Source organism: Streptomyces sp. NPDC060198 (assembly GCF_042728415.1).
Taxonomy (GTDB): domain Bacteria; phylum Actinomycetota; class Actinomycetes; order Streptomycetales; family Streptomycetaceae; genus Streptomyces.
The window spans coordinates 13,648-27,122 of record NZ_JBHWZJ010000003.1 but is presented as its reverse complement, the minus strand read 5'-3'; the positions used below and the strand labels follow the sequence as shown (position 1 = coordinate 27,122).

The following is a 13,475-nucleotide window of genomic DNA, read 5'->3' as shown; positions in this document are numbered from 1 at the left end:
GGTCAGGCCTCCGTTCCGGTGCTCTCAGCAGCCGGAGCAGCGGCGGCGGGGGCGTCGGCCTTGGGGGCCTCCACCGTGCCGGGCTGCTGCGGCTTGCGTCCGCGACCGCCACGCTCGCCACCGCGGCCACCACGGCCGGCCGGGCGGTCGGTGCCGCCACGGGCCGGGCGGTTGCCGGCGCGGGCAGCGGCGTTCTCGGCGCGGACCTCGGCGATGTTCTTGACGTCGCCCTTGTAGATCCAGACCTTCACGCCGATGCGGCCGAAGGTCGTCTTGGCCTCGAAGAAGCCGTAGTCGACGTTCGCGCGGAGCGTGTGCAGGGGCACGCGGCCCTCGCGGTAGAACTCCGAGCGGGACATCTCGGCGCCGCCGAGGCGGCCACCGCACTGGATCTTGATGCCCTTGGCGCCGGCCTTCATCGAGCTCTGCATGCTCTTACGCATGGCGCGACGGAAGGAGACGCGGGAGGAGAGCTGCTCGGCGACGGCCTGGGCCACCAGCTGAGCGTCAACCTCGGGGTTCTTGACCTCGAGGATGTTCAGCTGGACCTGCTTGCCGGTCAGCTTCTCCAGCTCGCCGCGGATGCGGTCGGCCTCGGCGCCGCGGCGGCCGATGACGATGCCCGGACGAGCGGTGTGGATGTCGACGCGGACGCGGTCGCGGGTGCGCTCGATCTCAACCTTCGAGATGCCGGCGCGCTCCATGCCCTTCGTCATCATGCGACGAATGGCGACGTCTTCCTTGACGTAGTCCTTGTACAGCTTGTCGGCGTACCAACGGGACTTGAAGTCCGTGGTAATGCCGAGCCGGAACCCGTGCGGGTTTACCTTCTGGCCCATTACCGGGTTCCTTCCTTGCTGCTGACGACCACGGTGATGTGGCTGGTCCGCTTACGGATCCGGTAGGCACGGCCCTGAGCACGCGGACGGAACCGCTTCAGGGTCGGGCCCTCGTCCACGTACGCCTCGCTGATGACCAGCGAAGAGGCGTCAGGGTGGTCGTAGTTGTGTGCAGCGTTGGCAATGGCGCTGTCAAGCACCTTGCCAACCGGCACGCTCGCGGCCTGCGGGGCGAAACGCAGGACCGCCTGAGCCTCCGTGGCATCCATGCCACGGATGAGGTCCACCACTCGGCGGGCCTTCATGGGCGTGACGCGGATGTACCGCGCCTGGGCCCTGGCTTCCATGGTTGTCCCTTCGGTGTGAGTCATAGTCGTTTCCACCCCGCGTTAGCGGCGCTTCGACTTCCGGTCGTCCTTGACGTGGCCGCGGAAGGTGCGAGTCGGCGAGAACTCGCCGAGCTTGTGGCCGACCATCGACTCGGTGACGAACACCGGGACGTGGATCTTGCCGTTGTGCACCGCGATGGTGTGACCCAGCATGGCCGGGATGATCATCGAGCGACGGGACCAGGTCTTGATGACGTTCTTGGTGCCTGCCTCGTTCTGTACGTCCACCTTCTTGATGAGGTGTCCGTCGACGAAGGGCCCCTTCTTGAGACTGCGCGGCATCTAAACCCGCTCCTAGCGCTTCTTGTTCGTCTTGCGGCGGCGGACGATGTACTTGCTCGATGCCTTCTTCGGCGAGCGAGTACGACCCTCCTTCTGACCCCACGGCGAGACCGGGTGACGTCCACCGGAGGTCTTGCCTTCACCACCACCGTGCGGGTGGTCAACCGGGTTCATCGCGACACCGCGGACGGTCGGGCGAACGCCCTTCCAGCGCATACGGCCGGCCTTGCCCCAGTTGATGTTCGACTGCTCGGCGTTGCCGACCTCGCCGATGGTGGCGCGGCAGCGGGCGTCGACCAGCCGGATCTCACCGGAAGGCATACGAAGGTGGGCCATCGTGCCCTCCTTCGCCAGCAGCTGCACGGAGGCACCGGCGGAACGGGCGAACTTCGCGCCGCCGCCGGGCCGCAGCTCGATGGCGTGGATGGTCGTACCGACCGGGATGTTGCGCAGCGCCAGGTTGTTGCCGGGCTTGATGTCGGCGGTCGGGCCGTTCTCGACACGGTCGCCCTGCTTCAGGCCCTTCGGAGCGACGATGTAACGCTTCTCGCCGTCCGCGTAGTGCAGCAGTGCGATGCGCGCGGTGCGGTTGGGGTCGTACTCGATGTGCGCGACCTTGGCCGGCACGCCGTCCTTGTCGTGACGACGGAAGTCGATCACGCGGAAGGCGCGCTTGTGGCCACCACCCTGGTGGCGAACGGTCACACGACCGGTGTTGTTACGGCCGCCCTTGCTGTGCAGGGGGCGGACCAGCGACTTCTCCGGCGTGGACCGCGTGATCTCGACAAAGTCGGCGACGCTGGAGCCACGACGGCCCGGCGTCGTCGGCTTGTACTTGCGGATACCCATGTTTTCTCAGTCCTCGGAAATATTCCGGATCCTGGACGTCCCTACCTCCGTCAGGAGGTCGGGCCGCCGAAGATGTCGATACGGTCGCCCTCGGCGAGGGTCACGATGGCGCGCTTCGTGTCGGCGCGCTTGCCGAAACCGGTCTTGGTGCGCTTGCGCTTACCCTGACGGTTGATCGTGTTGACCCCGGTGACCTTGACCGAGAAGACCGCCTCGACGGCCTGCTTGATCTGGGTCTTGTTGGAGCCGGGCGCGACGATGAACGTGTACTTGTTCTCGTCGAGCAGCGCGTAGCTCTTCTCGGACACGACCGGCTTCACGAGGATGTCGCGCGGGTCCGAGTACGTCTTGCTGGTAACGGTCGCCGTGCTCATCAGGCGTCGCTCCCTTCGGTCTCAGCGGTCTGGGGGCCAGACACGAAGGACTCGAAAGCGGCCTGGGTGAAGACCACGTCGTCAGAGACGATCACGTCGTACGTGTTGAGCTGGCCCGGCTCCAGGATGTGCACCTGGGGCAGGTTGCGCGCGGAGAGCCACGCGGCCTCGTCGGCGCGGTCGACGACCAGGAGCAGGTTGGGGCGCTCCGAGATCTTGCCGAACAGCGTCTTGGCGGCCTTGGTGGAGACTCCACCCTCGACCACGCCGGTGATGACGTGGATGCGGGAGTGACGCGCCCGGTCCGAGAGGGCACCGCGGAGGGCGGCGGCCTTCATCTTCTTCGGGGTGCGCTGCGAGTAGTCACGCGGCTGCGGGCCGTGGACGACGCCACCGCCGGCGAACTGCGGCGCGCGGGTCGAACCCTGGCGGGCGCGGCCGGTGCCCTTCTGGCGGTACGGCTTGCGGCCACCACCACGGACTTCGCCGCGACGCTTGGTCTTGTGCGTGCCCTGACGGGCAGCAGCCAGCTGAGCGACAACGACCTGGTGGATCAGCGGAACGCTGGTCTTCGCGTCGAAGATCTCCGCGGGGAGCTCGACGGTACCGGCCTTGTCGCCTGCCGGCGAAAGGATGTCAATGGTGCTCATTACCTCAAGCCCCCTTGGCCGCGGTACGGACCAGTACGAGGCCGCCGTTCGGACCGGGGACCGCGCCCTTGATGAGGAGCAGACCCTTCTCCGCGTCAACCGCGTGGATGGTCAGGTTCTGGGTGGTGACGCGCTCGTTACCCATGCGACCGGCCATGCGCATGCCCTTGAAGACACGCCCAGGGGTGGCGCAGCCACCGATCGAACCGGGGGAACGGTGCTTGCGCTGGACGCCGTGACCGGCGCCGAGGCCCTTGAAGTTGTGACGCTTCATGACACCGGCGAAGCCCTTGCCCTTGCTCTTGCCCGTGACGTCAACCTTGACGCCGGACTCGAACACCTCGGCGGTGAGCTCCTGGCCCAGCGTGTACTCGCTGGCGTCCGGGGTGCGCAGCTCCACCAGGTGGCGGCGCGGGGTCACGTCGGCCTTGGCGAAGTGACCCTTGAGGGGCTTGTTCACCTTGCGCGGGTCGATCTCGCCGAAGGCGATCTGGACCGACTCGTAGCCGTCGTTGTCGTTGGTGCGGACCTGGGTGACGACACAGGGCCCGGCCTTGACGACGGTCACCGGGACAACCCGGTTGTTCTCGTCCCAGACCTGGGTCATGCCGAGCTTCTCGCCCAGGACGCCCTTAATGTTCTTAGCCATCTCGCGCGTCACCTCAGAGCTTGATCTCGATGTCGACGCCGGCCGGCAGGTCGAGACGCATCAGCGAGTCAACCGTCTTCGGCGTGGGGTCGAGAATGTCGATGAGGCGCTTGTGCGTGCGCATCTCGAAGTGCTCGCGCGAGTCCTTGTACTTGTGCGGCGACTTGATGACGCAGTACACGTTCTTCTCAGTGGGCAGCGGCACCGGGCCCGCGACCGACGCACCAGTGCGGGTCACCGTCTCGACGATCTTCTTCGCCGAGGAGTCGATGACCTCGTGGTCGTAGGCCTTGAGCCGGATGCGGATCTTCTGTCCCGCCATGGCTACTAGTAGTCCTGTCTCTCGAAACGCTCTGGAACCCGGGGGTTCTCCAGTCCTCCGCATCCGACCCACGCGGTCGGGCGTGTCGCATCCCCTCTACGAAAATCTCCCGAAGGAGATCCCAACCAAGGGGGTGCGGGCCCAAAGACCGCGCTGCGCTCAATGAAGAGCAGATCGGGGGCGGAACGCCCACCGGGTGCCTGGTCTATGCCCCTCTGACGCTTCCCGGAAGATTCCCGTACTTCCGACCCGTACAGGGTCGACGAGTACTGTGGGACTCGCTTCCGGTCCTCCCGGCGGGAGGCGCGCAGCATTGACACTCAACCGAGCAACCTGGCCAGTGTGCCACACGGGAAGCGACCCTGGCCAATCGGCCGAGGATCTTACCCCCCACGAGCGATTGCTCAAACGCGGGCACGCTTCAGGGTGCCGCCGGCGTCCCCGTGACAGCCGTGGTGCCGAGCGCGGGCCGGGGGCTCGGCCGGTGGATCGACAGGGCCCGGTGACCGCTGTTCCCGGCCAGCCGCGCGGCCGTGCCACCCTGAGGCTCCTTCGCGCGGCCGTGCCACCCTGAGGCTCCTTCGCGCGGCCGTGCCACCCTGAGGCTCCTTCGCGCGGCCGTGCCACCCTGAGGCTCCTTCGCGAGGCCGTGCCACCCTGAGGCTCCTTCGCGAGGCCGTGCCGGACACGGCCCAGGCCCCGGACCGCCCGGTCCCGTGCCGTCGCCGACTCCTGGGAGGGTGGCCCCCGTGCTGCATCTGCGCCTGATCGTCCCGGCGGACCGCACCGACGACGTGGTGCGGCTGCTGGAGGGCAGCGTGGGCACCACCCACCTCGTGGTCCTTCCCGGCGCGGCCCGCTCCCCCGCGGGAGACCTGGTGCTCTGCGACGTGGCCCGGGAGGCGGGCGACCCGCTCATCGGGGCGCTGCGCGGGCTCGGGATCGACCGCGAGGGCTCGATCACCGTGGAGAACCCGGAGCTCACCCTCTCCACCCGGGCCGACGAGGCCGAGGAACAGGCGCCCGGCGACGGTGCGGACGCCGTGCTCTGGGAGGAACTGACGGAGGTCACCCACGAGGAGTCGACCTTCAGCATCACGTACGTCGCCTTCCTGACGATCGCCACCATGCTCGCGGCGGTCGGCGTGATGCTGGACAACGCGATCCTGATCGTCGGGGCGATGGCGGTGGGCCCCGAGTTCGGCCCCCTGGCCGGGGTCTCCACCGCCCTGGTGCAGCGGGCTCCCCGGCTGGTCTCGCGTTCGCTGCTGGCGCTGATCGGCGGCTTCGCGGCGGCGATGGTGATGACGGCAGGGTTCGCGTGGCTGCTGGACGCGTGCGGCCTGTTCAGCCGGGCGATGGTCGAGGGCGACCGGCCGAACACCGCTTTCATCTGGCAGCCGGACTGGATGTCGTTCGTGGTCGCCTTCCTCGCGGGCGTCGCGGGCACCCTGTCGCTCACCTCGGCGAAGTCGGCAGCCCTGATCGGGGTCACGATCTCGGTGACCACGGTGCCGGCGGCGGCCAACGCGGCGGTGGCGTTCAGCTACTCCGACTACGCGCAGACGGTGGGTTCCTCGCAGCAGCTCCTCGCCAACCTGGGCGGCATCGTGCTGGCCGGCACCCTCACCCTGCTCGCCCAGAAGGCGCTCTGGGCCCGCCAGTTGAGCCGTTCCACCGCGCCGGGAGGCGCCGGGCGAAAGCGCGGCTGAGGTGCGGCCGAAGCGCGGCCGAGGCTCGGGGAGCGTGCGGCCGTGGGCGCGGGTGGTGCCGTTCGCGTGCGCGTGATCGTGCCCGTCCGCGTCTGCCAAGCTGGGCGCCATGAGCGAGTACCGGGCAGTGGGCGTGGTGGGTCTCGGCCGGATGGGGCTGACCCTGGCGGCGGGTTTCCGGAGGGCGGTCGCCCCCGGTCTGCTGTTCGCGGCGGGCCGGTCCGCGTCCAGCGTGGCGCGCCTGCAGGAGACCGTGCCCGCCGCGACGGTCCTGGCCCTGAGGCAGTTGCCCCACCACACCGACGTGATCGTGCTGTGCGTACGGAACGCGGACCTGCCGACGGCCCTGGACGAGCTGCGGCCCGGGCTCACCGCCCGGCACCTCGTGATCACCGTCAACAACGGCCTGCCGCTCCGCACCCTCGCGGACGCGGTCCCCGGCCCGGTGGCCAAGCTGATCCCGAGCGTCGGCAACGACAAGGGGGCCGGGGCGACCCTGCTGGTACCGGGCCCGCGCCTGACGGCCGGGGCCACCGAGGAGCTGCTCGGCCTGCTCCGGGCCTTCTCGACGCCGTTCGTGATCGAGGAGAGCCAGGGCCGGGCCGCGACCGACCTGGCGTCCTGCGGTCCGGCGCTGCTTGCCGGTGCCGCCCGGGCCATGGTGGACGCCCAGGAGCAGCGGGGCGCCCCGCTGCCCGGGGAGCTGGCCGAGGCCCTCGTCGCGCAGAGCCTGCACGCCCTGAGCCGCCTGCTCGGGGAGGGCGCCTCGCTGGACGAGGTCGTGGACCGGGTCGCCGTACCCGGAGGCAACACGGCCGCCGGCCTGGAGGCCGCCCGCGACGGCCTCGCCGGGGCGTGGGGGGCGGCGTTCCGGGCTACGGAGGGGAACGAGTGGTCCAAGTCCGCGCCGGAGTTGGGTACGGCGGTGCAGGACTGACCGGAGTCCGTCCCCCGACCGCCGTCCGGGGAGGGCGTCGGTGCTCCCGATCAGCGGGTTGCGAGCGCCCTGATCTCCTCGGCGATCAGCAGGGGGTCTTCCTCGGCCATGTAGTGGCCGCACGACACCGTGCGGTGCTCCAGGTCGTCGGTCCAGGCACTCCACAGGCTGTGGGCGTGGTAGCCGAGAGCGGCGCCCCAGTCCTGCTGGAGGACGGTCACCGGCATGGCCAGCTTGTTGCCCGCCTCCTTGTCGGCGGTGTCGTGGTCCACATCCACACCGGCCGAGGCGCGGTAGTCGGCGACGACGGAGGGGACGGCCGCGGCCGAGGCGGCCAGGTAGTGGGCGCGGACGTCGGCGGGGATCGCGTCCGGGTTCTTGGTCCAGGCGTCGAGGAAGTAGCCGAAGAAGGTGTCGGCGGCCCCCCGGATCATCTCCTCGGGCAGGCCGGGAGCCTGGGCCATCAGGTAGAGGTGGAAGCCGACCGCCCCGTCCACGCCGCGCAGCGCGTCCCACATGTCGAGGGTCGGCAGGACGTCGAGGAAGAGGGCGCGGGCGACGGCGTCCGGGTGGTCCATCGCGGCGCGGAAGGCGACCAGGGCGCCGCGGTCGTGACCGGCCAGGACGAACCGGTCGTGGCCGAGTCCGGCGGCGAGGCGTACGACGTCACGGGCCATGGTGCGCTTGGCGTAGACATCGGGGCCGGTCTCGGCCGGCTTGTCGCTGGCACCGTAGCCACGCAGGTCGGGACAGATGACGGTGTGATCCGCTGCCAGGTCGGCGGCGACGTGCCGCCACATGAGGCGGGTCTGCGGGAAACCGTGCAGCAGAACGACGGGTGCGCCCGCGCCGCCGACGGCTGCGCTCAGGGTGACGCCGTCGTCGACGGTCACGCGGTGCTCGGTGAAACCGGGAATGCTCAGGGCTGTCACAACGACTCCTGTGAGAGATGACAGAGTGGACGATCCGGACCTCGGGCCTCGGTGAGCCGGGCCGTCCGGGGACGTCATCCAGGTTGTGGGCGCCGGATCAGCGATCGATGAGTGGACGCGCGCCCCGGCGGTGAAAGGACCCCTGTCGTGGGCGTGGAGTTCGGACTGCTGGGCCCGGTGGCCGCTTGGGCGGCCGACGGTTCGCCGCTCCCGCTCGGCGCACCCCGCCACCGGGAGGTGCTCGGCCGGCTGCTGATCGCCAGGGGCCGGGTGGTGCCGGTCGGCCGGCTGGTGGCCGACCTGTGGGAGGACGACGCCCCGGCAGGCGCGGTCGGCGCGGTCCGTACGTTCGTCGCGGCCTTGCGCCGCGCTCTGGAAGCCGACCGTCCGCCCCGACGGCCCTCGCGCCTGCTGGTCACCGAGGGTCCCGGTTACGCGCTGCGTACGGATCGCGGGTCGGTCGACGCCTGGCGGTTCGAGGACGCGGCCGCCCGTGCCGCCGGCGCGCCGCCGCACGGGGCGGTCGCCCTGTGGGACGAGGCACTCGCGTGCTGGCGGGGAGCGGTGCTGGCCGACTTCCCCGCCGTCGCGTGGGCCGCGGCCGAACGTGCCCGGCTGGAGGCGCTGCGACTCGACGCGGTCGAGCGACGTGCCGACGCCCGGCTGGCGACCGGCGCCGCCCGTGACGCGGTCGCCGACCTGCTGGCCCACGTCGCCGCCCACCCCGGCCGGGAGGACGGCTGGGTGCTGCTGGCCACCGCGCTCGACCGTGCGGGGCGGCACGGAGAGGCTCTGCGGGTGCTGGCCCAAGCCCGTGAAGCTCTGGGCGGCGGGGACCGTACCGGGCGAGCCCTGGCTCGGACCGAGGCGCGCATTCTCGGTGGTCCGGCGGACTCGGCCGCCGAGCCGGCCGGGGTGGCCGACAGCGTCTGGGACCGGGCGGCGGCCTCCTGGGACCGCTCGGTGCCCGCCCGCGCCAAGGCGCGGTTGCACGCCACCGCCGGCCTGCTCCGCGACCTCGCGGTCACCGGGCCCGACGGCCTGGAAGAGGCGCACCGGCACCGGCGGGACCTCGTCGCGGCGGCCGAGACGACGGGCGACCCGGAACTGGCCGCCCGGATCATCGGTTCCTACGACGTACCCGCCGTGTGGACCCGCGCCGACGACCCGGACGGCGCCGGGGAGCTGTCACGGGCCGCGGCCCGCGCCGCCGCCCGGCTCGGCCCCGAAGGGCCTGCCGCCCTGCGTGCCCGGCTGCTGTCCGTGGTGGCTGTCGAATCCCGGGGAGATGCCGCCTCGGACGCCCCGCTTCCCCGAGCCGGCGACGCCCCCGCCGCCGAACCGTGGCGCCTGCGCGCCGAACGCGCCGCCGAGGAGGCCGTCCGGCTGGCCCGGCGCCTCGGCGACCCCGCGCTTCTCGCGTTCGCGCTCAACGGCGCCTTCATGCAGGCCTTCGCCGCCTGCGGTTCGGCCGCCCGCCGGGACGCCCTCGGCGTCGAACTGACCCGGCTGAGCATCGACCACCAGCTCCCCGGGCACGAGGTACTGGGCCGCATCGTCCGTCTCCAGGCTCTCGCCGGCCAGGGCCGTTTCGCGGAGGCGGACATCGAGGCGGAGGAGATCGACCGGCTCGCACACCGCAACGAACGCCCGCTCGCCGGTGTGTTCACCGCCTGGTACCGGGCGCTGCGCACCTGCGAGGCCGAGGGCTGGCGCGTCGCCCGCCCCGGATACGCGCGGGTTTTGGCGGAGACGGCCGAGTGCGGCATGCCCGGCCTCACCCGGGGGGCCGCCGCGCTGGTCGCGCTGGTCCCCGTGATGCGCGGTGACGCCCTGCCCGGTCCCGGTGACTTCGCGGGCCTGGACCCGGGCCCGTACCGCCCATGGCTGGAACCCCTGCTGCTGGCCGCGTCGGGCGCCACCGAGGAGGCCCGTCAGGCGCTGACGAACGTTCCCCGGCCTCCGCACGACCTGCTCCAGGAGGCGCTGTGGTGCGTACTCGCGCGTGCCGCCGCATCCGTGGGACATCTGCCCGTCCTGCGCCGCGCCCGTGCGGAACTCGCCGCTGCCGGGGCCGAGTACGCCGGAGCGGGCAGCGGCCTGATCTCCTTCGGCACGGTCGCCCGCCACGTGGCCGCCGTGGACGCCGCACTGCGGAGGCCGGCCTCCTCCACCGGGCCGGCCACCGACGACGGCGAGGCGTGAGCGCGTTCCCGGACTCCACCGACGACGGCCGGCCGGGCGTGCGGTGAGGGCGGTGCCGTCTTCCCGGAGGGCGGGTCCGGCGGCGTTCGGTGCATGCCATCGCACGGCGGAAAGTCTCCCCGACGGTCCGGTTGCGGTCGCGTGGAGCCGGCGTGATCAGTCGCCGACGAACCACAGGTACAGGTGCGACCCCGCCTCGACGATCCGGCACATTGCGCGGGCTTGCTCGACCCAGTCGCCTCCCCACGCGGCCGGCATCCGGTCGAGTTCCGCCGTCAGCAGCGGCACCTGCCGCCCGTTGAAGACCGCGTCCCCGTACGGCGTCAGGGCCGCGAGCATGGGGAACCGGGCCGTATCCAGCTCCGCGAAGGCGTCGGCCCACTCGACCCGCGTCGTGGCCCGGGCCACGACCTCAAGGGTGTCGCCGCGTACTTCCATGCCGATCATCCGATGAGCGTAGAAGCGTCCCGCCTTGCCGTCGAAGGGTTTCGGTACCACTCCGTCGAACCGGACCCGGCTGTCGTCACGAGTTCCGCCGGGGCGCGAACGGGCCGTCCAGCGCCGCCCATTGCAGCAGCATGATCGTCTTGCCGTCGGTGACCCGCCCGTCGCGGGTCATGGCGAGGGCCTCGGCGAAGGGCACGTCGAGGACCTCGATGTCCTCCCCCTCCTCCTCCACGCCGCCACCGGCTCCGGTCCGGTCGGCCTCCGTGTACGGGGCGGCGTAGAAGTGGAGCCGTTCGGTGACGGACCCGGGGCTCATGTACGCGTCGAAGACGTGCGTGAGCGGGCCCAGGGTGATGCCGAGTTCCTCGGCCGCCTCGCGGCGGACGGCGGTGAGCGGGTCGTCCGCGTCGAGCAGCCCGGCGGCGGCTTCGACGAGCATGCCGTCGGGGTGGTCGTTGACGTAGGCCGGGTACCGGAACTGCCGGGTGAGCAGCACGCGGCCCCGCCCGGTGTCGTACGGCAGGACGACGGCGCCGTTGCCCCGGTCGTACGTCTCGCGCTGCTGCGTCTCCCAACGACCGTCGCGGCGGCGGTAGTCGAAGGTGGTGCGGCGCAGGACGTGCCAGCCCCTGGAGGTGAGTTCGACGGCCTGGACCACGACGTCAGGATTGCGGTCCAGGCCGCGACCCGCCCGATCGAGGCCGGTACGGCCCCGATGGTCGGGAGTATCGATGCCGGGGCGGGCGGTCACGCGACCTCGCCCGGCGTACGGCGGGGGATCTCGCTCGCCTCGAAGTAGACGGGCAGGCCGCGGCGCCGGGCTGTGGCGACGTCCTGGTCGGCCCCGGCGGACTCGCCGGGGAGGCGGAGTACGGCGTCGCAGTGCGCGAGCAGCCGGTCGGCGACCGGGTAGAGGACCTCGTCGGCGAGCGGGTCGGTGGGACCCGCGCCTGCGGAACGCAGCACGGGCAAGGCGACCCACTCGCCGATGACGGGGACGTGCCCGGCGGCGAAGACCGGCCACGCGGCACCTTCGAGGCGGCGGAGGTTGTCGGCCATGGCCTGCGGGTCGCCGTCGGTGCCGGAGCGGTACGGGCCGGCGATGAGGATGAGCATGGGCTTGTTCGCCACGAGTGTGCCGTTCATGCCGACTACACTACACGCAGAAACGCGCAAGAACAGGAGAGAACGTGCATGCTTGCTGCTGAACGACGCGATCACCTACTCGGTCTGCTGGCCCGCGAGGGCAAGATCGTCGCCAAGGACGTCGCCTCCGAACTGGGCATTTCCGAGGACAGCGTCCGCCGCGACCTGCGCGACCTCGCGGCCGAGGGGCTGTGCCAGCGGGTCTACGGCGGGGCTCTGCCCGTCTCTCCGGCGGTGGCCGACTACGCGGCCCGGCAGGAGGTGGCACCAGGCGGGAAGCAGCGGGTCGCCGCGGTGGCGGCGGGCCTGGTGCGGCCGGGCGGCTCACTGATCCTGGACGGCGGCACCACCGCCCTCGCGGTCGCCCGCGCGCTCCCGCCGGACCTCGCCTGCACCGTGATCACCCACAGCCCGACGATCGCCGCCGCCCTGATCGACCACCCGCGGGCGGAGCTCTACCTGCTCGGGGGCCGCGTCTTCAAGCACTCGGCGGTCACCTGCGGCGCGGCGGCGGTCGAGGCCGCGAGCTACGTCTCCGCCGATCTCTGCCTGCTCGGCGTCACCGGCGTCCACCCGGAGGCCGGACTGACGACCGGGGACGCGGAGGAGGCGGCGATGAAACGGGCTCTCTCCGCGCGGGCCGCGGAGACGTACGTCCTGGCGTCCTCGGAGAAGATCGGCACGGCCTCGCAGTACCGCGTCCTGCCCTGGGAACGCGTCACCGGCCTGATCACCGACGCCGACCCGGGCGACCCGGTGATCGAGCGGCTCGTGGCGGAGGTGGGGGTGGAGGTACTGGCCGCCGGGTGACCTCTACGGGGCGGGTGACGGTGGAGCGGGTCCGGGGCCGGGCCAGGGCACGCCTGGCGACATCCGCGCTTCGGAAGGGCGCCGAGCGCCTCTTGAGGGGCGGATCAGCGTGAACGAGCCCTCCCGCCCCGCAGTCTCCGGCAAAGTGGAAAGCTCGCAACCAGGCGCAACGAGTTGGACGGGAGGGGCGCCATGGCCCTACGTTTCGTCGGTAAAGATCCCGAGTCCGGTGACCACGGATCGCCCGCCGTTTGGGTGGATCAAGAATCCAAGGACCTTGTGATTCAAGGGTGGACGGCGGACGACCAGACCGTGAGCGAAAGCTCGCGGGACGTGCGAATCCCCGGACACGAGTCGGTGATCAGAGTTCCGAAGCGGATGGTCCCGCTTCTCCGGGAGGCGCTTCGTGTCGCAGAGTCTGACTGACTTTTCCGACCTCATCAGGTCCGTGCGGGAGTCAGCCGTCCACCTTGAGATGCGCGATACCTACGGCGTCGAAAACGAGATCGACGGCTTCGCAGCGTGGAAGCAGGGCCACAGGCTTTCCACGGGGGACCCGGCATCCTGGTGGCGTCCATGGCTCGACCTCGTGCAGGAGGTCACGGCCAAAGGTGTGGTGATCCGACGGGCACGCATCGTCTCTGAGCCCGTCAGCGAATACATCGCCTTTGAGCACTCGGGCACGTTCACGAACGTCGCGGCCGGAGAAAGGATCCGTTGGCTACCTCGTCGCAACGCCTCGGACCTTGCTCTACCGGGCAATGACTTCTGGTTGTTCGACGGCCGAATCGTGCAGTTCAACGTCTTCGACGGAGTCGGCCGGTGGGTCCACACGGACCAGACGGAAGAACCTGCTGTAGCCGAACTGTGCGCATCGTCGTTCGAAGCGGTCTGGGAGCGAGCGATCCCGCACGAGAAGTACACCGTCTGAT

General features: G+C 71.0%; 17 protein-coding genes. 5 read left to right on the top strand and 12 right to left on the bottom strand.

What is annotated here, in order from left to right; translation table 11 throughout:
* Window positions 1-2: 2 nt before the first annotated feature.
* The 8 genes from rpsC to rpsJ are packed head-to-tail and all read right to left on the bottom strand — an operon-like array spanning window position 3 to window position 4,354.
* Window positions 3-839 (bottom strand): 30S ribosomal protein S3, encoded by an 837-nt coding sequence (rpsC, locus tag ACFWEP_RS00990; RefSeq protein ID WP_328721287.1) that lies wholly within the window; start codon window positions 837-839, stop codon window positions 3-5.
* Window positions 839-1,186 carry a 50S ribosomal protein L22 gene (gene rplV / locus ACFWEP_RS00985; protein ID WP_026290933.1) on the bottom strand — a complete coding sequence of 116 codons (348 nt, stop codon included), beginning with the start codon at window positions 1,184-1,186 and terminating at the stop codon, window positions 839-841. Before rplV ends, rpsC begins: the two co-directional genes overlap by 1 nt.
* 42 nt (window positions 1,187-1,228) lie before the next feature.
* Window positions 1,229-1,510 carry a 30S ribosomal protein S19 gene (gene rpsS, locus ACFWEP_RS00980; protein ID WP_023539342.1) on the bottom strand — a complete coding sequence of 94 codons (282 nt, stop codon included), beginning with the start codon at window positions 1,508-1,510 and terminating at the stop codon, window positions 1,229-1,231.
* 12 nt (window positions 1,511-1,522) lie between these two features.
* Complete coding sequence (gene rplB, locus ACFWEP_RS00975) at window positions 1,523-2,359, bottom strand: 50S ribosomal protein L2 (RefSeq protein WP_328721286.1); 837 nt, start codon at window positions 2,357-2,359, stop codon at window positions 1,523-1,525.
* Between the two features lie 50 nt (window positions 2,360-2,409).
* Complete coding sequence (rplW, locus tag ACFWEP_RS00970) at window positions 2,410-2,733, bottom strand: 50S ribosomal protein L23 (RefSeq protein ID WP_266705244.1); 324 nt, start codon at window positions 2,731-2,733, stop codon at window positions 2,410-2,412.
* A complete protein-coding gene (rplD, locus tag ACFWEP_RS00965) occupies window positions 2,733-3,383 on the bottom strand; it encodes a 50S ribosomal protein L4 (protein WP_266705246.1) in 651 nt (216 codons plus the stop codon). The genes rplW and rplD overlap by 1 nt, the downstream gene beginning before the upstream one ends.
* A gap of 4 nt (window positions 3,384-3,387) precedes the next feature.
* Window positions 3,388-4,032, bottom strand: a complete 645-nt coding sequence (gene rplC / locus ACFWEP_RS00960; protein ID WP_275493820.1) for a 50S ribosomal protein L3 — start codon at window positions 4,030-4,032, stop codon at window positions 3,388-3,390.
* Between the two features lie 13 nt (window positions 4,033-4,045).
* Window positions 4,046-4,354, bottom strand: a complete 309-nt coding sequence (gene rpsJ, locus ACFWEP_RS00955; RefSeq protein WP_003948644.1) for a 30S ribosomal protein S10 — start codon at window positions 4,352-4,354, stop codon at window positions 4,046-4,048.
* 749 nt (window positions 4,355-5,103) lie between these two features.
* On the opposite strand from rpsJ, the gene ACFWEP_RS00950 reads away from it, so the two are divergent.
* Window positions 5,104-6,066, top strand: coding sequence for a DUF389 domain-containing protein (locus ACFWEP_RS00950; RefSeq protein ID WP_387363471.1), 963 nt, complete (start codon window positions 5,104-5,106; stop codon window positions 6,064-6,066).
* Window positions 6,067-6,175: 109 nt separating this feature from the next.
* On the top strand, window positions 6,176-7,003 hold the full coding sequence (locus tag ACFWEP_RS00945; protein ID WP_387363468.1) for a pyrroline-5-carboxylate reductase family protein: 828 nt from the start codon (window positions 6,176-6,178) through the stop codon (window positions 7,001-7,003).
* A gap of 50 nt (window positions 7,004-7,053) precedes the next feature.
* Here the strand turns inward: ACFWEP_RS00945 and ACFWEP_RS00940 are convergent, their stop codons facing one another.
* Window positions 7,054-7,935: an alpha/beta fold hydrolase gene (locus ACFWEP_RS00940; RefSeq protein ID WP_387363465.1), complete on the bottom strand. Its 882-nt coding sequence runs from the start codon at window positions 7,933-7,935 to the stop codon at window positions 7,054-7,056.
* A 147-nt stretch (window positions 7,936-8,082) separates the two neighbouring features.
* Here ACFWEP_RS00940 and ACFWEP_RS00935 point away from each other — a divergent pair, with 147 nt between their 5' ends.
* A complete protein-coding gene (locus ACFWEP_RS00935; protein WP_387363462.1) occupies window positions 8,083-10,140 on the top strand; it encodes a BTAD domain-containing putative transcriptional regulator in 2,058 nt (685 codons plus the stop codon).
* Between the two features lie 156 nt (window positions 10,141-10,296).
* Here the strand turns inward: ACFWEP_RS00935 and ACFWEP_RS00930 are convergent, their stop codons facing one another.
* The 3 genes from ACFWEP_RS00930 to ACFWEP_RS00920 form a co-directional block, all read right to left on the bottom strand.
* Window positions 10,297-10,587, bottom strand: coding sequence for a hypothetical protein (locus tag ACFWEP_RS00930; protein ID WP_387363459.1), 291 nt, complete (start codon window positions 10,585-10,587; stop codon window positions 10,297-10,299).
* A gap of 76 nt (window positions 10,588-10,663) precedes the next feature.
* Window positions 10,664-11,338: an NUDIX domain-containing protein gene (locus tag ACFWEP_RS00925; protein WP_387363456.1), complete on the bottom strand. Its 675-nt coding sequence runs from the start codon at window positions 11,336-11,338 to the stop codon at window positions 10,664-10,666.
* Window positions 11,335-11,718, bottom strand: coding sequence for a DUF4406 domain-containing protein (locus ACFWEP_RS00920; RefSeq protein WP_387363670.1), 384 nt, complete (start codon window positions 11,716-11,718; stop codon window positions 11,335-11,337). The genes ACFWEP_RS00925 and ACFWEP_RS00920 overlap by 4 nt, the downstream gene beginning before the upstream one ends.
* Before the next feature lie 63 nt (window positions 11,719-11,781).
* On the opposite strand from ACFWEP_RS00920, the gene ACFWEP_RS00915 reads away from it, so the two are divergent.
* Window positions 11,782-12,543: a DeoR/GlpR family DNA-binding transcription regulator gene (locus tag ACFWEP_RS00915; RefSeq protein WP_387363453.1), complete on the top strand. Its 762-nt coding sequence runs from the start codon at window positions 11,782-11,784 to the stop codon at window positions 12,541-12,543.
* Between the two features lie 406 nt (window positions 12,544-12,949).
* Entirely contained in the window at window positions 12,950-13,474 is a 525-nt protein-coding gene (locus ACFWEP_RS00910; protein WP_387363450.1) for a DUF6879 family protein, read from the top strand.
* The last annotated feature ends 1 nt before the right edge of the window (window position 13,475 follow it).